Genomic DNA, 25,162 nt, shown 5'->3' with positions numbered 1-25,162 from the left:
GCTCACAGGCAGCGCCATTACTGGCGCTCACCTCCCATCACTCTAGGGGATAAGATTTTACTGAAAATCTTAAAAATTTGATCGTTTGCCGGTTTATTAAACATTAGAAAAATCCCCTTCCTCTTTCACGCTGTAGCGGTGTTGGCAGCCCTTACTTACCCCAGTCACTTAGTGGACTAAGCATCCTGGGGATGCGTTCTGTTGCTGCCTTGCTACAACGCGAAATATATTGGGTATTGCTTGATTTTTATACACTCATTTGATGGGGTTATTCTTCATCCCGTTGAGTGTGCACCATATAGTTCACATCAACATTGCGGCCCAACTTGAAATGGTCTGTTATCGGGTTGTAATGCAAGCCAATAATATGGCGTTCGCGCAGTGGCGTTTGGTCAACCCAGCCGATAAGTTCTGATGGGCGAATAAACTTTTTCGAGTCATGGGTGCCTTTGGGCACCATCTTCAATATATATTCAGCGCCGACCACCGCCATTAGCCAGGATTTAGTATTGCGGTTGATAGTCGAAAAGAAAACATGCCCACCGGGTTTGACCAATTGTGCACAGGCGCGAATAACCGAAGAAGGGTCTGGGACGTGTTCGAGCATCTCCATGCAGGTCACCATATCGTAATATTGCGGGTGTTTTTGCGCGTGGCTTTCAACCGTTTCCTGAACATAATCGAGTTTGGTGCCGGTTTCCAATGCATGCAACCGCGCAACTTGTAGTGGCTCATAGCCCATATCCAACCCGGTAACCTGAGCACCTTCATGCGCCATGCTTTCAGCCAGAATACCGCCACCGCAACCCACATCCAGCACTTTCTTATCGAAAATACCGCCAGCGCGCTGCAAAATGTAATCAAGACGCAGCGGGTTAATACGGTGGAGAGGCTTAAACTCGCCTTCTAAATCCCACCAGCGGGAGGCAACTGCTTCAAATTTAGCAATTTCTTGTTCATCGACGTTTATCTGTTCAACAACTTGACGATGGGGGGCGGTGGTATCTATAGACATGGCGAGTTCTCTCTGTTTTATATCTTTGCGCAGATTATACATATTCCCCGTCAATTGGCGCAGTTTTGTCTATAAGGCGTGCATGCGGCGATATGCAGTAATAGTAGTTTCGACAATCATTATGTAGTTTCGCCAAAATCAGGGTTTTGTGATATAGTTTCGTACCTTTAAATCCGGTAATTAGTAGAGGGATAGCGGCTCAATGAGCGACCTTGCCAGAGAAATAACACCGGTCAACATCGAGGAAGAGCTGAAAAGCTCCTATCTGGATTACGCGATGTCCGTTATTGTCGGACGTGCATTACCAGATGTCCGGGATGGACTGAAGCCCGTTCACCGTCGCGTACTGTTTGCGATGAATGTACTGGGTAATGACTGGAATAAACCATACAAAAAATCGGCCCGTGTAGTCGGGGACGTTATCGGTAAATATCACCCGCATGGTGACAGCGCGGTCTACGACACTATCGTGCGTATGGCTCAGCCGTTCTCACTGCGCTATATGCTGGTGGATGGGCAGGGAAACTTCGGTTCCGTTGATGGCGACTCCGCCGCGGCGATGCGTTATACCGAAATCCGTATGTCTAAAATTGCTCACGAGTTGTTAGCGGATTTAGAAAAAGATACCGTCGACTTCGTGCCTAACTATGACGGTACGGAGCAAATTCCTGCCGTAATGCCGACCAAAATTCCTAACTTGCTGGTTAACGGCTCGTCAGGTATTGCCGTCGGGATGGCAACCAATATTCCGCCGCATAACCTTTCTGAGGTTATTGATGGCTGCCTGGCCTATATCGAAGATGAAAACATCACCATTGAAGGGTTGATGGAGTACATCCCTGGGCCAGATTTTCCAACCGCTGCGATTATCAATGGTCGCCGTGGTATTGAAGAAGCTTATCGTACCGGTCGCGGCAAGATTTATGTTCGCGCCCGTGCTGAAGTCGAAGCTGATGCTAAAACTGGCCGTGAAACCATTATTGTTCACGAGATCCCGTATCAGGTGAACAAAGCGCGGTTGATTGAAAAGATAGCCGAGCTGGTCAAAGAAAAACGCGTTGAAGGCATCAGTGCATTGCGTGATGAGTCTGATAAAGACGGCATGCGCATCGTGATTGAAATCAAACGCGATGCGGTCGGGGAAGTGGTGCTGAATAACCTCTACTCTCTGACGCAATTGCAGGTGACTTTCGGTATCAATATGGTGGCTCTGTCTCAAGGGCAGCCTAAATTGCTTAACCTGAAAGACATCCTGGTCGCCTTTGTTCGCCACCGCCGTGAAGTGGTAACGCGCCGGACTATTTTTGAACTGCGTAAAGCACGTGACCGCGCGCATATCCTTGAAGCGCTGGCCATTGCATTGGCTAACATCGATCCGATTATCGAATTGATTCGCCGTGCGGCAACACCAGCCGAAGCGAAAGCTGGCCTGATTGCCAGCCCATGGGAATTAGGCAACGTCGCGTCGATGCTGGAACGTGCCGGTGATGATGCTGCCCGCCCTGAATGGCTGGAAGAAGAGTTCGGGATCCGCGACGGCAAGTATTATCTCACCGAGCAGCAAGCTCAGGCCATTTTGGATCTGCGTTTGCAGAAACTGACCGGTTTGGAGCATGAAAAACTGCTGGATGAGTATAAAGAGCTACTGACCGTCATTGGTGAGTTGATCTTTATTCTGGAAAACCCAGAGCGCTTGATGGAAGTTATCCGCGAAGAGTTAGTGGCTATTAAAGAGCTATATAATGATGCGCGTCGTACAGAAATCACTGCGAACACCTCTGACATTAATATCGAAGACCTGATTAATCAGGAAGATGTGGTTGTGACACTGTCCCATCAGGGTTATGTCAAATATCAACCTCTGACTGATTACGAAGCTCAGCGTCGCGGTGGTAAAGGTAAGTCAGCTGCCCGTATCAAAGAAGAAGACTTCATTGATCGCCTGCTGGTCGCCAATACCCACGATACTATTTTGTGCTTCTCCAGCCGTGGCCGCCTCTATTGGATGAAAGTCTATCAGTTGCCGGAAGCTAGCCGTGGGGCGCGTGGTCGTCCGATCGTCAACTTATTGCCGCTTGAGCCAAATGAGCGAATCACCGCCATTCTGCCAGTGCGGGAATATGAAGAAGGCCGTCACATCTTTATGGCTACCGCCAGCGGTACTGTGAAGAAAACTGCGCTGACCGAGTTCAGTCGCCCACGCAGTGCCGGTATTATTGCCGTCAACCTGAATGAAGGCGATGAGCTGATCGGTGTCGATCTGACCGATGGCAGCAATGAAGTGATGCTGTTCTCCGCATTGGGTAAAGTGGTTCGCTTCCCTGAATCGCAGGTTCGTTCTATGGGCCGTACTGCGACCGGTGTACGTGGTATCAACCTCAATGGCGACGATCGGGTTATTTCTCTTATCATCCCACGAGGTGATGGTGAAATCCTGACAGTGACTGAAAACGGTTATGGTAAACGTACCGCAGTGGAAGAATATCCAACTAAGTCGCGTGCGACTCAGGGGGTTATCTCCATTAAAGTCAGTGAACGTAATGGTAAGGTTGTTGGGGCTGTGCAAGTGGCACCGACCGACCAGATCATGATGATCACCGATGCCGGTACATTGGTGCGTACCCGCGTATCTGAAGTGAGCGTCGTGGGCCGAAATACCCAGGGTGTGACACTGATCCGTACCGCTGAAGACGAACATGTCGTCGGTCTGCAACGTGTTGCAGAGCCGGAAGAGGACGATGAAATCCTTGATGGCGAATCATTAGAAGGTGAAGAGGGCAGTGAAGAAGAGACTGCGCTGAACACACCGGAAGATGAAGATGTTGCTGACGAAGCAGAAGACGGTGAAGACGAGGACGACAACGTATAATGCGTTGTTGATACTGATTCATTGTCAAAACCAAGAGCCAGCTTACGAGCTGGCTTTTTTATGCGTCATGGGTAGTGTATTCTGTAGACCACGCAGCCTGCCAGGCGATGCTTTCACCATGGTATCAGATTGAAATATCTTTCTTCATTTCGCACGACACTGAAAATCTCCCGTTACCTATTTCGGGTATTGGCCGTCATGTTATGGTCTCTTGGCGCACTGCTGACCACTTTTTATATCCTGAACATCCTTAACGAGAAAAAATCTGATATTCGTCAGGAATATAATACTAACTTCGATTTAGCACAGAGTTACATTCGCCATTCTTCCGATATTATCCGTGATATCAAATATATGGCGGAAAACAGGTTAAACCACAATACAGCGAGCAGTGATATCGCGGCTGGCGCATTTATTAAAAATAACGCTACGCCCAAATATTACCCACTTAATTCAGCGGCCGATTGCACCACACTTAATGCATCCCGTCACTCATCATTAGATTCTCTCAGCAACCTTATCTTGTATTGGAAAGAGAATTTTGCAGCCGCCTATGACCTTAATCGGATATTTTTTATTGGCAGCGACACCATGTGTATGGTGGATTTCGACATTCGAAATGTTCCGATGGATCAAGAGAGTCTGCTCAAGTCTTTGAATGAACACATTGCAAAATATCGTGAGGTAAATAATCAGGATAAAGACAGCCCACTGTATTGGGTTGTTCCCGGTGTGCGGCCTGAAATTGGCACTTTATATGTGCTAAGCCCGCTTTATGTGGGGAATAAATTAGAAGCATTGGTGGGGACAGAACAGACTATCCGGCTGGAGGATTTCATCTCTCCTGGACCATTACCCGTTGGTGTGACTTTGCTGGATGAAAGTAATGAGCCTGTATTGCGCCTGGCAACTGGGGAGCGCTACGCTTCAATGTTGGATGATTATCCTGATTCAGCCTCTTATTTCGGTTATGTAGATGATTATAATTATCTGATTCTGAAAAAGAACTTACTGCCGTCCCCTCTCAGTATTGCTTATTCCTTGCCGGTCAGAACCATAATAGACATATTCAAGCTATTAATTTTTAATGCATTATTGCTGAATGCATTATCTGCTGTGGTGATATTCACTCTGGCCTGGTTATTTGAACGGAAAATGTTCCATCCGGCTGAAGATAATGCTTTGCGGCTGGAAGAACATGAACAATTTAACCGTAAAATTGTTGCTTCTGCGCCGGTGGGTATTTCTATATTACGCATTAGCGATGGCACCAATATCCTCAGTAACGAACTAGCGCATAACTATATTAATTTACTGACAAATGAGGATCGTGAACGTATTACCCGCATTATTTGTGAGCAGCAGGCAAACTTTGTTGATGTGATGACCAGTAATAATAACAATCTACAAATCAGCTTTGTTCACTCCCGCTATCGTAATGAAAATGTGGCGATTTGTGTGCTGGTGGATGTCAGTTCACGAGTGAAAATGGAAGAGTCATTGCAGGAAATGGCGGCGGCGGCAGAGCAGGCCAGCCAATCGAAATCCATGTTTTTGGCGACCGTCAGTCACGAGCTGCGCACCCCATTGTATGGCATTATCGGCAATCTCGATTTATTACAAACTAAAGAGTTACCACAGGGGGTTGACCGGCTGGTGACAGCAATGAACAATTCGTCCGGACTACTACTCAAAATTATCAGTGATATTCTCGATTTCTCTAAAATAGAATCTGAGCAACTGAAAATTGAGCCGAGCGAATTTTCTACTGTCGAGGTAATAACACATATCACGGCGAACTATTTACCGCTGGTGGTGAAGAAGCGCTTAGGTTTGTACTGTTTTATTGAACCGAATGTTCCACGGATGATGGTGGGTGATGCAGTTCGTCTGCAACAAGTTATTTCTAACTTGCTGAATAACGCTATTAAATTTACCGATACTGGCTGCATTATTTTGCAAGTCAGGGTGCGCGGTTATTATCTGGAATTCCGTGTGCGGGATACCGGTGTGGGTATTAACTCACGTGAGATAAATCAGTTATTTGATCCTTTCTTCCAGGTAGGAACCGGGGTGCAGCGCCATTTCCAAGGAACCGGTTTAGGGTTGGCAATTTGTGAGAAATTGATCAACTTGATGGACGGCGATGTCGAGGTGGTTTCTGAACTGGGAATAGGCAGCATTTTTGCTATTCGTATTCCTTTGTATTTGAAAGAAAATCAGTATCAGGCCCAAAATGCAGTTTTGCCGGAGAGTGATCGCTGGCAAGGAAAAATATTGTGGTTGGATATTCGCAATGCCCGCTTGGAAAGCTATTTACTCGATCTTTTAAGCCATTTCGGTGCCACTATTCAACGCTATAGCAATGAGCAAACGCTACAGGATCAAGTGCTTATTTGTGATTACTTGCCACAAATAAACGCGCCATTATCGACCTGGATTCAGATATCCATTGATCATATTGGTTTGCCACAAGAAACACGGCCCGGTTATTGGCTATTGAGTACCGCCACATTGCTGGAAATTATCCCGTTATTGGACCGTATATTGCTGGAACCGCAACTAGTTGAAGAAGCACCACTTGCGTTACCACCAGTGAAAACCAATCAGGATGATAATGATGATCTGCAAATCCTAGTGGTGGATGACCATCCGATTAATCGGCGGTTATTGGCTGATCAGCTGACGACCTTAGGTTATCGGGTCATAACGGCGAATGATGGGTTGGATGCTTTGGCAGTGTTGAGTGCCAATAGAGTTGATATTGTGCTGACTGATGTGAATATGCCGAATATGGATGGTTATCGTCTGACACAGCGCTTGCGGCAACTGAATCATAATTTCCCAGTAATCGGTGTCACTGCCAATGCATTGGCGGAAGGTAAACAGCGCTGTATTGAAGCCGGTATGGATAACTGTTTATCTAAGCCAGTCACATTGGATACTTTGCGCCAGATGCTGCGATATTATGGCGATAAGGTGCGAAAAACCCGTTAAAGCCTTTGTACTTGAAGCTGTAGGGTTGTTAGCTACACTCGCTCACCCAAATCACTTACTAGCCATTGACCTTAAAATAAATAGGCTCATTGGGATTTGCTCCTTGGCTACCTACCTGCAACTCCAATTACTTTGGCTTATGGTGTCGAGCTTGAAGTTGTAGTTTCAAATATGAAAGGGATAATAAACCCGGCGCTGCTGAGCAATGCCGGGTTGGGGAACAGAAGTTATTCTTTATCTTGTCCAATAGTGACAGATGAAAGGTAGTTTAACAGGGCAATATCATTATCCACGCCCAGTTTCAGCATCGCCGACTTTTTCTGGCTGCTGATAGTTTTAATGCTGCGATTAAGTTTTCTGGCAATCTCAGTAACCAGGAAACCTTCAGCAAATAACCGTAAAACCTCACTTTCTTTCGGTGATAAACGTTTATCACCGTAGCCATTAGCGCTGATTTTCTCCAGCAGTTTGGCCACACTTTCAGGAGTGAATTTTTTCCCTTTCTGTAATGCTGCCAAAGCCTTAGGTAAATCAGCGGGAGCACCTTGTTTTAATACAATCCCGTCAATGTCCAAGTCCAAAACTGAACTGAGAATAGCCGGGTTATTATTCATCGTTAGTACAATTATGGCTAAATCCGGGTAATGTCGTTTTATATATTTTATCAATGTGATGCCATCACCGTACTTATCTCCAGGCATGGAGAGGTCGGTAATTAGCACGTTGGCATCAAGCTTAGACAAATTATTAATAAGCGCTGTTGAGTCTTCAAACTCCCCAACAACATTTACCCACTCAATTTGTTCGAGCGATTTTCGGATGCCAAACAAAACAATTGGATGGTCATCAGCAATAATTACATTAAGGTTGTTCATGGTTATGGGTTACCTTGCTGCAACAGTCTGGTGACGAAAGAATCAATTTGACTGATGCTATTTTCGATCTTCAACCGATCGCCATCTGCGATATGCTGTTCTAATATTTCACATAGTTGTTTGCCGAGATGCAAGTTCAACATAGCAAATACGCCTTTCAATCGATGCGCGGTCTGCGAAAGCGATATGAAATCACGTTGCTGAAGTTCAGTATACAGTTTCTTCAGATCTACCGGTACTGTCTCAACAAATAAGGAATAATAGTCACTGGACTTTAGTTGTTGTTTGTATGTGTTTATATCACCATCAGCAATGGATTCAGACTCATAGTTGGATTCGTCTGATAAAATTTGCTGTTCAATTAATAATAATATTGCATCAATGACTGCACTACCTAAATTATAATTTACCCGAATATAATTATCCTGCAACTGTTGTATTCCTATTTCGTCAGGTGCCAGTAATAAGGTAAATTTATCATAGTGTTGTGGGTTATCTGTCACGGTTACATCATAGTCTCGTCCCGGCAAGCGGTCATCAACAATGATGCAGTTAGCGCCGAATGAATTCAATAATGTTGTGATGATAGAACGCACTTCTTCCGACGTTATATCTAATAATACCGTCACACCATCCAATAATTTCTCTTGCTCCTCCTCTTGCTCATTTTGGATAGCAATAGTAACTCGGATTGTATAACGAGTACCTATATCAACTTTGCTACGGATCTCTAATTGGCCATTTAATTTCTTACATAATTGGTTACATAAAAAGAAGGTTAACCCCGAGCTGTGATTGTATCTGTCGGCCAATGTTTGGCTGAGGAAAGGATAATTAAGATTACTAATCTCTTCATCAGAAATACCTGCGCCGGTATCGGTTATTTGGATAATCAGTTGTTCTGGATGTCCAGGTTCATGGCCGACATTAAGGGTAATCTTGCCGTAAGCCGTCGTAATAACAGAATAATGCAGCAGTAATGAAAGTATTTTCCGTAATACTTTTTCATCGCCTATATAATTTTGCTCAAGATCAACAAGATAGTGATTAAACAGAGTTAAACCTTTCTGATTAATCGCTGGGAGGATCTCCAGCAGGAGGCCATCGATTAATGCTGACAGGGAGAAACTATGTTGTTCAGGTTGCCAGTCTTGGGTTTCCAGGCGAGTAAGCAGGGTAATATTATCAACCAGCTCAATAATACTTTCAGATTGTTCTACTAATTTAGCCGCCAGTTCATATCGCAGTGCTAAGTCAGCGGTGTTTTGTAATGCTTTAGCCGTCTGATGGAGGCTAGTTAGGGGCTGATTCAGTTCAATCCCAAGGTTATGCAACATAAGCTTACGCGCTTGAAGACTTTTGTCATATTCCCGCCTTGCTTGTTGCAGGCGTTTATTGACCAAGACTTCTTTATCTTGATCATGAAGCAAGAACAGGTAGGTTTCGGGCGAAAACTGGCTGCGGAATATTCGGATTTCGTAAACTTCATTGTTCACGGTGCCCTGAATTACCCCATGGTGTTGTTCCGCCATGTGAGCAATTTTTTGCAGGTTAAGGTGCGGCATCAGGTTATCAGCTATCTGATTACTGGCGACAACGGCATTATTGCTGAAGTTATAGACTAATAGCCCTTGCGGTAAGCTGGTAATGATTTCCTGACTCAGTAATTTTTGGGCCTCTAATTGCTCAATCATATCTGAACTTGGGCGAACAAATTGGCGGCGAGCTAAATAGGCCCCTAAGATTGCCAGGAATAACAGTAAAATATTGGTCAGGATCAACCAGAAGTTATTCCTCAATAAATCAATGGCTAACACTGTAACAGGAACACGATAAACAATTTTCAGTGAGGTGTTAGCCAGTGGTGCAGAAACTTCAACCCAATAGCCATTTAACGCTACACTGGCCGTGGCGGTGTCCTCAGGTGCCACACCTTCATTAATAGGGGTATTGTCGGGTTGGAGGAGAAAGTTCGCTCGTGCCATATTCGGCGGGATTAAGTCATTAATTGGCAGATCAAAGGCAATGACCGTGGCCAAATGGCCGGGATGGTTAAAGGTGGTCCGGATAGTAAAATAGTAAGCATTCTGGAAGCGTAATTTTCTCAATGGCGAGAAACTCTCACGCTCATCTAATGTATTGGCCTGTTGTAGCATTTCTGCACGCCGAGACTCTGAAGCAGCGGTCAGGTAGCTCTCTTTAAAACGCGATGTAACTTCTTTTAACGGCTGTGTGGTAATGAGCACCAGGCTATTGTCCTGACCATTAAGATAATACATCGAGTAAGTATCATTCTGGGCTCCCCAATGATTGTCGAGATAGTCCGACAACTGCAAAGTCATAGGCAGTGTCGCGGGGTTATGATTACCAAAAATGACGGCGTCAGTTTTTTTGCGTGGCTTTTCAATATAATAAATATCAGGACGCAGGCGGGTTTCTTGGACGTTGAGAATATTCTTATCCGAGATATCTGGGGTGTTGGCAAAATCGTATATTTGGTAGGTATGGTAACGATAATCATCAATACGCTGCTGCAAACCGGTGGCAATATAGGCCAATGTGTGTTTTTTTTCTGTCAGGTAAGCATTGGTATAGTTGTAACCATACAGCCCAATCGAGATGAGCAGCAATACGATAAACAGCCAGAAACACCGTGTAATGTTAGCTGAACTGGGTGATAACGAGTTATTTTGCATAAAGATAATGCAGTTCCCTTGGTTAGCGCGTGACGGCTCTGGCGCTGGCAGTGACGGTCAGCAACAACAGCGCCACGCAGCCAAAAGCGACCGATAAATTACTGACCTGGGCGACAAAACCAATTGCCGCAGGGCCTGCCAGAATACCGGCATAACCGATGGTGGTGATGGATGCGACGGCTAAATTAGCTGGCATCACGGTTTGGTTACCCGCAGCGGTAAACAGGATAGGCACCACATTTGATGCGCCTAACCCCACGAGCATAAAGCCAATAAGGGCCGCAATTGAGTTATCAATGCTTATCGCGGTAATAATCCCCACTGCTGCACATAAGCTCCCTCCTAATAATACCTTGTATCGGCCCAATCCGTTGACTATCCGATCACCATTTAAACGGCCCAGTGTCATGGCAATGGCAAATACCGCATAACCCATACCGGCTTGCGAGGGATCCATACCGCGCAGTGTGGTCAGGAAGACTGCACTCCAGTCGAGCATTGAGCCTTCAGCCAGGAACATCACAAAGCATAAAAAGCCGATAAACATCACCCATCCACGAGGGAGGACAAAGAGGGGGCCATCATGTGGCTCTCCGCTGCCCTGTAACAGGTTTTTATTGGCAGTCAGTAATAAGATAATCATTAACGCGACAGTGGCAAGAATGGCTGTCAGGGGGCTTAAACCGAGCCACAATAATGCGCTCACACCGCCCGCGCCAGCAATTCCGCCGACGCTGAATAACCCGTGGAAGCCGGACATCATCGCCCGGCCACTCGCTTTCTCAACAATGACCGCCTGAATATTCATCGCGACATCTATTATGCCCATCGCCGCACCGAAGACTAACAAGGCGAACGCCATCGTGACGGGAGTATTCATCAAAACCAGCAAGGGAAGGTCAAGACACAGAACCGCCCCAGCCAATAAAATCACCGCCCGACACCCCCATTTGGCGGTTAGCACACCAGTCAAGGGCATTGCGAGCATCGAACCGACACCAATACACAATAACAGTAGACCCAGTGAAGCATCATTCAGACCAATACGTTCCTTGGCAAAGGGGACTAACGGCGCCCAGGCGGCCATCCCTAATCCAGAGATAAAAAATGCGAGCCGAGTCGAGATTTGCTGTGCAACACCTGGCTGCAATGTGGATTGACGTGTTTTGGCGGTCATGAGGTATAGGATCTGCGATTGATACAAATAATAAATATAGACAGACGTTTCTATCACAAAGAGAAATGCGGGTCGAAGGGATTTATCTGGATTATCACAATACTTGGTCATCTTATGTATGAGTTTGCCCGTTACAGCGCCACATAGTTCAAATATTAATCAATCGAAAGATTCATCATAACAATCCAATAAATCTTAACTATGCTTGAATTCATACAGGCCGATGTTGCTAAAATGTTAATCAAATTCATTAATTTCATTTATCATTTATATTTGTTAATTATAAGAGTGGCTTTGTTTTTCTTATGCATCACGGCTTCTGGCTGAAACGATTAATTTACTTGTTTATCAATATATTTTGTTTTTTTAATTGAGTGGTTACTTCGTTTTTTTTCGTGTGTTTATTATTTGGTTTATTAATGCTTACAGCATAAATGAAAAATTTTATTTTACAGTTTTAAAAATATCTACTTATATTTAAATCGTGTCCGCCAGCTTGTTGTTCAAGATCACATTAAAAAATAAGTATAAAGATAGGTCGCACTGATTTTTTTGCTGTTACTCATCACACCAGAAATAAGCTTAAGCCCTCTTGACTGAGGTGTTTATTGACCCTCCTACGTCCGACTTATCAGGCTCCCCCGATAAGCTCTTACGCGGAGATAGCGTCTCGCTTGATTTTTGAGGTTATCCATGGCGAATTCAACGGTTGGCGCAATTGATATTATTTCGCGGCAAAATGGGGCATTGATTGCAGAGGTTGCTAGCAACCCGTCAGTTGTGGCGCTTAACGGGCTGAGCATTGTGCGGATTCATGGCACGGCCGAAAGCGTCGCCCGCTATGAGCGTCAGGGCAATGACCTGATTTTGCACATGAAAAACGGCACTACTACGCGCTATCAGCACTTTTTTACCATGGACGCAGAAGGGCATTACAGTGAGTTAGTGTTTGATGACGGCGTTAATCCGCCGGTGCAGGTCACTTTCCCGCTAGCCATGGGGGCTGGCGCGGGTGATGCTATCCTGGTTCCGCAATTGACAGTCATCGACAGTGTGGCTGGCTTGGCGTTAAACAGCAGTGCCGGTTCCGCCGGGCTATTGGCGGGGGCTTTGGGCTTCCTCGCGATTGCGGGCGGGATTGGTATCGCCGCATCACACAGCAGTAATAGTCACTCAGGTGGCAGCAGTTCAGGCGGTAATATCGATCCGCCTGCCGGCCCGACCTTGAAAGTTAACCCATTGACGGGCGATAACCTCCTCAATGGCAATGAAGTGAAAACCAGCCAAACATTGAGCGGCACGACAACTGGCATCGCGGCAGGGCAAGTGGTTAATATACAAATTAACGGCACGACCTACACGGCGAAAGTCGAAGCGGATGGTTCGTGGCGTGTTTTGCTCCCCTCTTCCGTGTTGCAAGGCTTGCATGATGGCAACTATAACGTCGTCGTCACCGTCGCGAATGGTAGCGGTCAGACTGTAGAGCAAACTATCACTGTGGTGGTTGATACTACCGCGCCCACATTGACTCTTTCCCCGGTCGCCGGTGACGGCATTATTAATGCTTCCGAGGCCAAAATGCCGGTCGCCATTAGCGGGACATCATCAGCCATTGGCGCAACGGTGACGGTGACATTTCACGGAAAAACCTATACCGGCACAGTGCAAAGTGATGGTCGCTGGAGTGTCAATGTTCCGGCCAGTGCATTGGTTGGGTTAGCTGACGGCTCACAATCTATATCCGCCACGGTGAGCGACAGTGCCGGTAACCGCACCAGTGTTAGCGGGAATGTCATTATTGATGCCGATCCTGCCAACTTGCCAACCTTGCTGATAAATACTTTCGCCAATGACAATCATCTGAATGGTGCAGAGCAGAAAGTCAGCCAAACACTAAGTGGCGAAACTACCCATATTGAAGCGGGTCGGCTGGTGCTCATCACACTGAATAATAAGACCTATGCCGCCACTGTTGGGGCCGACGGTAAATGGAGCACTCAGATACCACCCGCCGATTTGGCCATGCTCGCCAATGGTTCCGCCACTATTCATGCACAAGTCACTGATGCGGCCGGTAATCTTGCCAGCAAAGACGGCTCTTTTATTGTCGATAGCACACAGGGTGGTTTGGGGATAAATCCCGTCGCGGGCGATAACCTGATTAATGCCAATGAAGCGCAGACTGACCTGACGGTCACTGGCACCTCGGCAGGTTTGGCGGTGAATACGCCGGTAACCGTGGTGCTAAATGGGGTTTCTTATACCGGCATCGTGGATGCCAATGGCAACTGGAGCGTCCTTATTCCGAAAGGGAATTTAGCGCAACTCGCGGATGGGGCCATCACCTTAACAGTACAAGCCGCCGGTTTGCCAGACGCCAGCTTACCACTAGGGATTTACATCCATAATCTGCCGGTCGCCACCTTTAGTACGCCTTTTGGTGATGGAAAACTGAATAGCGCAGAGGTCAATGCCGATCAAATACTTCACGGAACCACGGGGGTCAAGGGGGCCGGTCAGACCGTGACGGTGAGTTTTAATGGCGTGACTTACCATCCGAAAGTGGCCCTGGATGGCAGTTGGTCACTGACTTTCCCCGCGGCGGCTTTGCAAGCGATCGGGCAGGGAAATATCCCTCTACTGGTGACTGCCAGTGATGTGGCGGGCAACAGTAATACACATTCATTAACCGTCAAGGTGGATACTCAAGCGCCGACACTGACACTCAATACTGTGGCCGGTGACGGCATCATTAATGCCATTGAAACCGCAGCTCCGATAACCCTCAGTGGCCGCAGTTCTGAAATTGGTGCCACCGTCACTATCACTTACAAAGGGAAAACCTATTCAGCGGTGGTGATGGCGAATGGTTCCTGGCATGTCGATATTCCTGCCGGTGCGTTATCGGGCATAGCTGATGGCCGCTATCCCTTAACGGCCACTGTCACTGATGCGGCTGGCAACACAACCCACGTCACCACCAATGTGACGTTGGATGCCAATCCGGCTAATTTCCCCACAATCGCCATCAATACCTTTGCGGGTAACAATATTTTGGATGGCGCAGAACAGCGGGTTGACCAAATAATCAGCGGCACGACCACCAAAGTGGAAGCGGGCCGGGTGGTGACTATATTGCTGAATGGCAAAACTTACACCGCCGCTGTCGCCGCAGATGGTAGTTGGAGTGCTAAAGTCAGCGCCGCTGATTTGGCTCTGCTGGCGAACGGCAATGCCAATATCACCGCCACCGTCACCGATGTCAGCGGTAATTTTGCCACTGAAACTCATGTCATTACCGTCAATGATAAGTTAGCGGGGCTGGGCATTAATCCAATTACTGGCGATAACCTGATTAATGCGGCTGAAGCCGCAGCAGGGGTCACTGTCAGTGGGACGACTTTCAATGTGAATAGCGGGCAAACTATCACCCTGACATTGAATGGTAAAACTTATACAGCGAAGGTCGGGGCCGGTGGTCTTTGGCATGCGCAGATCCCCGCGGGCGATCTGGCTCAATTAGCCGATGGCAAAGTGACATTATCCGCCAGCACCACGGATGCCACGGGCCACGCGATAAATAGCTCGGCAACATTGGGGATTTACACCCATACATTGCCGACGACCAGTCTGGCGCTTCCTTTTGGCGACGGCACCCTCAATATTGCGGAAGCGGCCCTCGGCCAGACCTTGAAAGGCAGCACCGGCGTGACGGGCAGTGGTCAGCAGGTGAGTGTGAAATTCGGCGGTGTGACTTACTCTGCCACAGTTGCTGCCGACGGCACTTGGTCATTGTCTGTGCCGGTCAATGTGCTGCAAGGATTGGGGCAAGGCAATCAACCGCTGGTGATAACCGCCAGTGACGCCGCGGGGAATAGCAATACGCTGAGCACCCAATTTAAAGTGGATACTCAAGCGCCCAGTTTGTCGGTATTGCCTATCGCGACTGACAACATTATCAATGGCACTGAAGCTGCCGCAAGTGTTGCGATTAATGGCAACAGCACGGAAATTGGCGCTACCGTAAAAGTGACTTTCGCGGGGCAGACATACTCCGCGCTGGTGCAGCCCAATGGTAGCTGGAGTGTCGCTATCCCCGCCGGCGCGCTGTCATCCCTCAGTGATGGGCGCTATGTGGTCAGCACGCAAGTTCAGGATGCGGCGGGCAATAGCACGACGGTGACACAGAATGTCACCTTGGATGCTGACCCACGCAATTTCCCAACACTGATGATTAATACTTTTGCCGGTAATAATATTCTGGATGGTGCTGAACAGAAAGTGAGCCAGACTGTCAGCGGCAGCACGACCGGAATTGAAGCCGGGCGCGTGATTACTGTCACTCTTAATGGCAAAACTTACAGCGCAACTGTCGATTCTGCGGGTCATTGGAGCACCAATATCCCCGTCGGAGATTTAGCTTTGCTGACCAATGGCATGGCGAACATTACTGCGACGGTCAGTGACATCAATGGGAATTCGGCCAGCGCTAACCACAGTATTATTGTCAACAATGCTCAAAGTGGGATTGGTATCAGCCCACTGACTGGCGACAACCTGATCAATGCGCAAGAAGCGGCGGCGGGCATCACGGTGAATGGCACCTCTAGTAATTTGAATGCCAATCAGACGATTATTCTGACGCTGAATGGAAAAACTTACACCACGACCACCGGCGCGGAGGGGAACTGGAGTCTGAAATTGCCCGCCGGAGATTTAGTTTTGCTAGCTGATGGCAACGCCACTCTGACCGCAACCGCGACAGACAGCGCGGGCAACACGGTGTCCTCCAGCAGTTCTCTCGGGATCTATATCCATAATCTGCCCGCCGCAGTGACCAACCAGCCCTTTGGGGATGGCACTCTCACCCAAACAGAGGCGAATGTCAGCCAAAGCATCAATGGGAGCACCGGTGTCACGGGTGCTGGGCAGACGGTGACAGTGACCGTGGGCGGCAAAACTTATCCGGCGTCAGTCGGCAATGACGGCCAGTGGTCATTGACTTTACCACCCGCAGTGCTGCAAGGCTTGGCGCAAGGCGGGCAGTCAATTACAGTGCAAGTTACTGATGTGGCGGGCAATACTAATAGCGTATCCACGGCCATTTCCGTCGATACGTTGCCGCCGGAACTGTCGGTGGGGCCGATTGCCACTGATGGCGTGATAAATGCCAATGAAGCGGCAGCCAATGTCCCGGTATTTGGTACCTCCAATGAAGTCGGAGCGGTGGTGAGTGTCACGGTAAATGGGCAAACTTACCCCACCACGGTGGGTAACTCCGGGAGTTGGAGTGTCAATATCCCGGCCAATACGCTCAATTTGCTGGCCGATGGCACTTACCCCATCACGATTTCCATTCAGGATAGCGTCGGCAACACCACCGCCGTGACCGAGAATATCAAGTTGGTCACTCAATCGGTGCCAAATCCAATCCTGAATACGCCATTTGCTGATGGCTATCTCAATGCGGCGGAAGTGACCGCCAGCCAAACATTAACCGGCAGCACCGGTGTTAGTGGCGCGGGGCAACGGGTGGTGGTGACGGTGGGTGGGGTGGCCCATACCCTGGCGGCGGATAACAATGGCAACTGGCAATTAACCTTACAACCGGCGGAATTACAAAATCTGCCCAATGGCAATCTGGTGATTTCGGTCGCGGCGACGGATAGCGCGGGCAACAGCAATACCTTTACCGGTAGCGCCACGGTGGATAAAGTCGCGCCAAATTTGTTGGTCGACTCCATCAGTGGCGATAACATTATTAATGCTTCCGAGGCATTAAGTACCGTCAATGTTACCGGTACCGCGTCAGTATCCGATGCAGGGCGGACGGTCTCAATCCAACTGAATGGCGTGACTTACAGCGCTCTGGTTCAACCCAATGGCAGTTGGAGCATTCCGTTGAGCAGCAGCGTGTTGCAAGGGCTGGCTGATGGAAGTTACCCGGTGAGTATCACTCTCAGTGATAGCGCCGGTAACCAAACCGCCGTTGACCGGACTCTGACTATTGATGCTGCTCCGGCGAATCTCCCGACAGTCACCATCAGCGCCATCTCCGGCGATAACTTTATCAGTCGGAATGAATCTACGCAGGACGTGCTGCTCACCGGGGTTTCCAGTCATGTCGAGTCCGGGCGCACCGTCAGTGTGACACTGAATAGCAAAACCTACAGCGGTACAGTGCAAAGTGATGGGAACTGGCAAGTGACGATTCCAGCAGCCGAGGTCAGTAAATTGCCGGAAGGGGCTTCCACGGCACAGGCGGCGGTCACGGATGTGGCGGGGAACCCAGCGAGTGATACCCATCAGGTCACGGTGATTGCGACTCTGGCAGACCAACCCACATTGACTGTCTCCACGGTGACCAGTGACGACATCATCAATTATCAGGAAAGTCAGTCAGCGCTGACCATCAGCGGCAATAGTCAGCGGGTGCAAGCTGGGCAAACCGTGACGGTCAATTTGCACGGAAAAAACTATCAAGGAATGGTGCAGGCCGACGGCAGTTGGAGTGTTTCGGTTCCGGCCGCAGATGTGCAAACGCTGCCGCAGGGCAATAATGTGATTAACGCCAGTGTTAATGATGTGGCGCAAAACCCTGCCAGCGCCACCCATAATGTGACGGTGGATACTCAACCGCCATTGCTCACTGTGGATGTGCAAACCCACCTCGATAATGTATTGAATTTGGACGACGCCTTGCTCGGCGTGGTGGTGAAAGGCTCCTGTGCCGGTGATGCGGGGCTGACGGTGACTGTCACCGTCAATGGGCATGACTATAAAACTCAAGTTCAAAGTGATGGGAGCTGGAGTCTGACACTTCCTTCCGCTGATCTTTTACTGCTGGGGGATGGCCCCTTAGCGGGCGGGGTGAAAGTCAGTGTGACGGATAGCGCGGGCAATGAAAGTCACGATATCACCAACCTCAATGTGGCTATTCATACTCTGCCGACCCTGACGGTAGCGCCGTTATTTGGCGATAACATATTAAGTGTCAGTGAAATTGGGGCCAACGCCACCCTGACGGGCGGCTGTAGCAATTTAGATATCGGCACGGCGGTGGTGGTGTCGATTAATGGCAAAAATTACAGCGGCAGTGTCACCTCAGCCGGTATCTGGTCGGTCAATATCAGCGCCACAGACCTGCAAAGCTTGAGTGACGGTATGACCAAAGTCACTGTCAACGCCACGGATGCGGATTCAGGTAACAAAGCTTCGATCAGCGCCGATCTGGATATCTTAATTCATAATGTGCCGCACATTACACTACCGGCCTTGCCGTTCGGTGATGGCTATCTTAACAAGTTGGAGGCCGCCGCCAGCCAGATTTTGACTGGGAATACCGGTGCCACCGGCAGTGGGCAAACTATTACCGTGAAAATTGATGGGGTGACTTACCCCGCCATCGTCGCATTGGATGGCACTTGGATTTGCACGTTGCCTGCGGGCGCATTAAATAATTTACCCGACGGGCCGCATACTATTTCCGTCACTGTGACTGACCGGGTGGGCAACAGTGATACCGAGTCCGTTAACTTTGATTCCCTGCTAACCCTGAGTCCCAATCCTACTTTTGATGCCGGGCCGATTATTGGCGGCATTCTGAATGCGGCTGAAGCGGCGGCGGGCGGGGAATTAACCGGCACCACCGGCATTGTGGGCGGCAAACAACAGGCCACGGTGACCATCAACGGCACGGGCTACGCAGCAGTGGTGACCGAGGACGGTAAATGGACACTAACCCTGACGCCAGAGGTGCTGAAAGCCTTGCCGGAGGGGGTATGGGATGTCACGGCCACCGCCAAAGATGCGGCGGGTAATAGCGGCTCGCTGACCAGCCAGGTCGAGGTGCTCATCCACAATTTACCGCATCCGACACTAATTTTACCGTTTGGCGATGGCGTATTGAACCACACGGAAGCTTTACTGGGGCAGACATTGAGTGGCAGCACCGGGATAACAGGTAGCGGGCAGACAGTGGCGATCTCCATTGATAACACGCTAATAAAAACCATTACCGCCAATCTCGATGGCAGTTGGTCACTGCCTCTGCTGACGGGGCAATTAACCAGCTTAGTGGCCGGCCCACATACCATTGGTATCATTGTCACGGATCGTGGCGGCAATGAAGTGGCTATTCTGCCCGACCAACCTATCATTTTCACTTCACAACAGCAGTTGCCAACGCCGTCTGTCGATACACTTTCTTTTGGTGCCAACATCAATATTGCCGAAGCCGGGGCCGTCACCACCATTACCGGTAAAACCGGAATAAAGGGCGATAATCAGGATGTGCAGTTGAGGATTGATATTGGCGGCATCAGCTATCCTGGTGTGGTGGATGCCAGCAATGGTCATTGGACGGTCACTATCCCGTCGGGCGCGCTCAATGGCCTGACGAATGGTCAACATCAAATCAATGTCACCGTCACCGACTCTGCCGGTAACAGCAATACCGGGCTGGCAAACTTTGACAGTTTCCTGACACCGCCACTGCCCACCATCAGCACCCCACCGTTTGGCGCGGTATTGAACCTGTCCGAGGCCGGAACCGACCAATTATTGACGGGCACCACCGGTTTGCTGAACACCGCGCAAACCGTGAAAGTGACATTGAATGGCGTGGAATATAACGCCGATGTCAACAGTGTGACGGGGATATGGACACTCACGGTGCTGGCGGCAGATTTAAAACTTATTCCCGATGGGCCGCAAGCTATCACCGTCGATGTGCTTGATGGCGGCGGTAACAGTGGCAGCACCTCGCTCGAGATTGGCGTACTGACTCATACATTGCCGACCGTCACCATTTTTGCCCCACCATTTGGTGTTGAGCTGGATTTCGATGAAAGCAAAACACCGCAAGTCATCAGCGGTACCACCACCAATATGGCCGTCGGGAGTCAGGTTAATATTACCTTTGGCAACCTGAATTTCACCGCCATTGTGGGGCTAAATGGCAGTTGGTCAACGACCCTGAGCAGTGCTCAGTTGGGTACTTTGCCGAACGGAAATACGCCGCTGAGTGCCACAGTGACGGATAGCGCGGGGAATGTGGGTAATACCGCCGCGCCAATTAACGTCAATGTTAATATTGTTGCTCCGACGGTGGTGCTCACCATCGACCCAATTAATCTCGATAATATTATCAATGCGGCCCATGATCCGCAGACCATTACCATCAGCGGGAAAGTCACGAATACGCTAAGTGGCGCGGTCACACTCAATATCAATGGCAGCATTATTGGGGGGCCGTTGGTGATAGGGCTGGATGGCAGTTGGTCTGTAGCATTGCCAAAAGTTAACTTCCCTGATGGTGATTATCAGATAACAGTCTCATTGGTGGGAGGCACGGCTTCCGAAGAGGTGGGGCTGCTGGTCGACCGCATCCCACCGACATTAACACTTTCGCCATTTGCCGGTGATAACACCCTGAATGCGCTGGAGTCTAAATCGCCACAGTTGGTCAGTGGGGTGGCTTCAATTGATGACATTGGGCGCACGGTGACAGTGACGCTGAATAATAAAAATTACTCGGCTCTGGTCGGGGCACAGGGCAAATGGAGTGTCAGTATCCCAACGGCTGATTTGCAGGCGCTGCCGCCGGGAGATAACACCCTGACGGCGACCCTCACCGACTTGGCGGGGAACAGTATTAGCCAAAAACCCATCATTCATGTTGATACCACCCCAGCACTTATCACTCTGGATGTCACTGCGCCGATACTGAACAGCAATCTCCTCGGATCAATACTGTCCGGCACGGCACTGGGAGCGGAAGGAAAAACCTTAACTCTAACATTGAATAACACCACGCTCACCACGATTGTCGGCAATGATGGCAAATGGAGCCTCAATGTATTGCCGCAAAATCTGGCGGGGATCGCCGATGGCCCACTGGTGGTGGGGTTGAGTGTGACGGACACTGCCGGTAACCCCAGCAGCACCAATGTTACAGTGAATGTGGCGCTGAATCAGGCGTTGGCACTGGTTGTTGACCCGATCTTCAATGGCGGCTATCTCAATGCCCTCGGTGCATTGGTCGATCAAACCTTGTCCGGTAGCGCATTGAGTGCGGGTTTAGGGGCTAAAGTTAAGGTCACTATTAATGGACATGAGCTGGTTGCCGACGTGGGTGCCAATGGCAAATGGACACTGACACTTCCCACCGCAGAGTTAAGCCAATTGGCTAATGGCGCGTTAACGCTGAATATCAGCGTAACGGATGCCAATAATAACGTGGTGCAGCTCCTCCCTGCGCCGGTGCTGAATGTTCTGACCCATAACTTACCGACTTTCGGCACCCTGGACTCGCTGTTTGGTGGCGATAGCATCCTTAATGGCGCGGAGTCCATCGTGACCCAAACGCTGGGTGGGGTGATAAATAATGTGGCCGCTGGGGCGACCGTCACTATCACCATCGGTACCCAAGTGCTGACCACCCAAGTGCAGGCCGGGGGGGTGTGGCATGTAGATTTACTGCCGTCATTATTGGGTGGATTGCAGGACGGTAGCTTGCAAGTGGGTATTTCGGTGAAAGATATCGCCGGTAATATCGTCAATACGCAAGTGGGAATTACGGTACTGATGCACAATCTGCCGTTGGTGACTTTGAATCCTATCTTTGGTGACGGCATCTTGAATGCGGCTGATTTGCTGTTAAATCAAACTATTAGTGGCACAGTTAAAAATATCCCCGCCAATACTTCGGTCACCATCAAACTGGGAGGCGCGGATTTAACGGCAATTGTCGGCACGGATGGCACTTTCAGTGTGCTGGTTGACCGCCTCACATTGAATGGATTGCTGGCCGGTTCACTGAATGTCACGGCCACAGTAACCGATTCTGCGGGCAACACGAATACCGCTACTCGCCCGTTACTGGTGGATGTCACTCTGCCGGTGATTACGCTGAACCCTATCTTTGGCGACGGCAAACTCAGTCTGGCGGATACCGTGATTGCGCAAATTATTGGCGGTACGGTCAGCGGGGTGGATGCGGGGACGCAGGTGAACGTCACTCTGGGAGGTAAAACATTCTTTGGCACCACGGCGGCGAATGGCAGTTTCACTGTCACCCTGCAACCGGCTGATTTAACAGCATTACTCAATGGCAATTTGAGTGTGGATGTCTCTGTAACCGATCTCGCTGGCAACACCGGGGCGGCGACGGGCAGTGTCAATGTGCTGATCAGCAATGTGCCGAAACTGATATTGGACCCTATTTTTGGTGACGGGCTGCTCAATATTAGTGACAGCAAAATTGAGCAAACCATCAGCGGGACGGTGGTCAATGGTGTTGTGGGGGCGGATGTCGTGGTGCAAGTTGGCTCCAGTCAATTGACTGCGACCGTCGGGGCTGGCGGTGTCTGGAGTGTTCAGGTACCAACCAACATATTGAATGGATTGTTGGATGGCAGCCAAACTATCAGCGCATCATTAGTTGATAGCGCCGGGAATGCCACCAGCGCCAATGGATTGGTCAATGTGCTGATCCATGCCCAGCCAACCCTGTCAGTCAATCCTATCTTTGGTGATGGCATCCTCAGTGTGGCGGATTTGCTGGTGGCACAGACCATCAGTGGCACCACCAGCAATGTGGCACTAGGGACTCAAATTAATGTCGTCCTGAATGGTAAATCTTACTTCGCGACCGTGGGGGCGGGCGGAAACTGGAGTGTGCTTATCCAGCCGATTGATTTAAAAACGCTGGTGACCGACGGCCCACTGACGGTAAATGTTTCGCTGCAAGATGCCGTGGGTAACCCGGCCAGCAATTCTGGCGTGTTGAGTGTGATAGCCAACGGCTTGCCGACGCTGACATTGGATCCTATTTTCGGTGACGGTTTACTGAATGCTGCCGATGCACTGCTCAGCCAAACTATCAGCGGACATAGCACCTTTGCCGCCGGATCCAATCTGAATGTGACTGTCGGCAATCTGACACTGAATACTACCGTGAAAGCCGATGGCAGTTGGAGCATTGCGGTGTCTCCATTGATGTTGGCGGGGTTGTTGGATGGCAGTTTCACCGCCAGCGCCAGCTTAACCAACGCCGCCGGTCACAGCGCCAATGCCACTGCGCCAGTTACCGTCGGGATCAGTTTGCCCACTTTGACGCTGAACCCATTCTTTGCGTCTGACCATTATCTCAGCGGGCTTGAATCCACCACGGCCCAAGTGCTCTCCGGCACCAGCACCCATGCTGCTGGCTCACAAATCACAGTGACGGTGGGCGGGGCGGTGTTGACTAGCACCATTGGCAGTGACGGCAGTTGGAGTGTGCCCATTACCCCGTCAGTCCTGACCGGTTTGTTGGACGGTTCCGCCAAAATTGGCGTTTCAGTTACTGATGCGGTCGGCAATAATGTCTCGGTTAACACTGATTTTACAGTGAAAACCCATGCTTTACCGCTACTGAGTGTCGATGTGTTAGGCAATGTTGGCAACTTACTGTTGTTGCCAGTCAACGGGCTGATGGTTTCTGGCTCCAGCTTAAATCTGCTGACCAATACCAAAGTCAGTGTGACTTTACTTGGGCAAACCCTCGAGGGCACGGTCGACAGTAGCGGTCACTGGAATGTTAAATTTTTCGGCTCTTTCCTCAAGGCGCTGAATGTCGTCAGCATTTTAACCACCACGGTGGCGGTATCGGCCACCGACGAAGCCGGTAACTACAAAGGAATCTCTGTTGGCTTGCTTTCCGGCGGCTCCGGCACTCAATTATTGTCAGCTGACCATGATATTCAAGCTGCCAGCATGATGGTCACCAATGATACGAATATCGCCCATTCAGCCAGTGTGGAAAACCACCCACTGGCAGCCACCAGTGATCAATCAGTTTCTCCTCAGGCGAAGTCCACGTTAGTTGAGCCGCTGGCGGAGCCTATCGACAGCATTCTCACCACCAAGGTTACAGAGGGCGGCTATACCATCGGCGGCGTCACGCTGAACTTGGCGGATGGCGCAGTGATCTCTGGAGAAACACTGACCGGCAGCAGCGGCGCAGATACTTTCACCGTTAACTCTTTGAATTTCAGTCATCTGGATGGCGGGCTGGGAATGGATACCTTGCTGCTAGACGGATCGCATCAAACACTGAACCTGACCAGTTTGGGGCTGAAAGTGGAGCATATCGAAATCATTGATTTAGGTAATAGCGGCACCAACAGTGTCCGGCTTGATTTGCACGATGCGTTAACGCTGACCGATAAACCGCAGGATGATTTGTTGATTAAAGGGGCGCAGGGCGGCGAAGTCACTCTCAGTAATACCCCGGAGGGCGTTTGGAGCAGTATTGGGCAGCGCAGTATTGATGGGCAGGCGTTTGACGTCTACCACAATTCATCGCTCGACAGCAGCAACACATTGGGGGATGTGTTGATTCAGCACGGTCTGCAAGTGCATTTGGTGTGAAATCACTCACACGGTAAGAGCAAAAAGACCCTAAAAATGATCGGCACGGGAGTATGTCGGCGATGAAAATAAAAATAAGGCACTTTGTGGCGGGGGGCATTCCCGGCGCATGGTGGG

The 25,162-nt window shown here is 49.5% G+C and carries 7 protein-coding genes; 3 read left to right on the top strand and 4 right to left on the bottom strand.

Annotated features, from left to right (window positions below; translation table 11 throughout):
- Nucleotides 1-268: 268 nt before the first annotated feature.
- Nucleotides 269-1,015 (bottom strand): bifunctional 2-polyprenyl-6-hydroxyphenol methylase/3-demethylubiquinol 3-O-methyltransferase UbiG, encoded by a 747-nt coding sequence (gene ubiG / locus DXZ79_RS13385; protein ID WP_038639428.1) that lies wholly within the window; start codon nucleotides 1,013-1,015, stop codon nucleotides 269-271.
- 202 nt (nucleotides 1,016-1,217) lie between these two features.
- On the opposite strand from ubiG, the gene gyrA reads away from it, so the two are divergent.
- Entirely contained in the window at nucleotides 1,218-3,884 is a 2,667-nt protein-coding gene (gene gyrA / locus DXZ79_RS13380) for a DNA topoisomerase (ATP-hydrolyzing) subunit A (RefSeq protein ID WP_038631885.1), read from the top strand.
- 129 nt (nucleotides 3,885-4,013) lie between these two features.
- Nucleotides 4,014-6,881: a two-component system sensor histidine kinase RcsC gene (gene rcsC / locus DXZ79_RS13375; protein WP_038631887.1), complete on the top strand. Its 2,868-nt coding sequence runs from the start codon at nucleotides 4,014-4,016 to the stop codon at nucleotides 6,879-6,881.
- A 227-nt stretch (nucleotides 6,882-7,108) separates the two neighbouring features.
- Here the strand turns inward: rcsC and rcsB are convergent, their stop codons facing one another.
- The 3 genes from rcsB to DXZ79_RS13360 are packed head-to-tail and all read right to left on the bottom strand — an operon-like array spanning nucleotide 7,109 to nucleotide 11,629.
- Nucleotides 7,109-7,756 carry a response regulator transcription factor RcsB gene (gene rcsB / locus DXZ79_RS13370; RefSeq protein ID WP_004389433.1) on the bottom strand — a complete coding sequence of 216 codons (648 nt, stop codon included), beginning with the start codon at nucleotides 7,754-7,756 and terminating at the stop codon, nucleotides 7,109-7,111.
- Nucleotides 7,757-7,758: 2 nt separating this feature from the next.
- A complete protein-coding gene (rcsD, locus tag DXZ79_RS13365; protein WP_120011330.1) occupies nucleotides 7,759-10,452 on the bottom strand; it encodes a phosphotransferase RcsD in 2,694 nt (897 codons plus the stop codon).
- 22 nt (nucleotides 10,453-10,474) lie between these two features.
- Nucleotides 10,475-11,629: an MFS transporter gene (locus DXZ79_RS13360; protein WP_038631892.1), complete on the bottom strand. Its 1,155-nt coding sequence runs from the start codon at nucleotides 11,627-11,629 to the stop codon at nucleotides 10,475-10,477.
- Between the two features lie 693 nt (nucleotides 11,630-12,322).
- On the opposite strand from DXZ79_RS13360, the gene DXZ79_RS13355 reads away from it, so the two are divergent.
- Entirely contained in the window at nucleotides 12,323-25,045 is a 12,723-nt protein-coding gene (locus DXZ79_RS13355; protein WP_120011329.1) for an Ig-like domain-containing protein, read from the top strand.
- Nucleotides 25,046-25,162 lie beyond the last annotated feature (117 nt).

It is taken from the genome of Yersinia rochesterensis (genome assembly GCF_003600645.1).
Taxonomy (GTDB): domain Bacteria; phylum Pseudomonadota; class Gammaproteobacteria; order Enterobacterales; family Enterobacteriaceae; genus Yersinia; species Yersinia rochesterensis.
The sequence above is the reverse complement of the archived record's forward strand: the minus strand, read 5'-3'. Positions and strand labels throughout refer to the sequence as shown.

Bases quoted from the DNA above. Each gene is read 5' to 3' on its own strand.
- ubiG (WP_038639428.1), bottom strand. From the start codon at position 1,015: ATGTCTATAGATACCACCGCCCCCCATCGTCAAGTTGTTGAACAGATA.
- gyrA (WP_038631885.1), top strand. From the start codon at position 1,218: ATGAGCGACCTTGCCAGAGAAATAACACCGGTCAACATCGAGGAAGAG.
- rcsB (WP_004389433.1), bottom strand. From the start codon at position 7,756: ATGAACAACCTTAATGTAATTATTGCTGATGACCATCCAATTGTTTTG.
- rcsD (WP_120011330.1), bottom strand. From the start codon at position 10,452: ATGCAAAATAACTCGTTATCACCCAGTTCAGCTAACATTACACGGTGT.
- DXZ79_RS13360 (WP_038631892.1), bottom strand. From the start codon at position 11,629: ATGACCGCCAAAACACGTCAATCCACATTGCAGCCAGGTGTTGCACAG.
- DXZ79_RS13355 (WP_120011329.1), top strand. From the start codon at position 12,323: ATGGCGAATTCAACGGTTGGCGCAATTGATATTATTTCGCGGCAAAAT.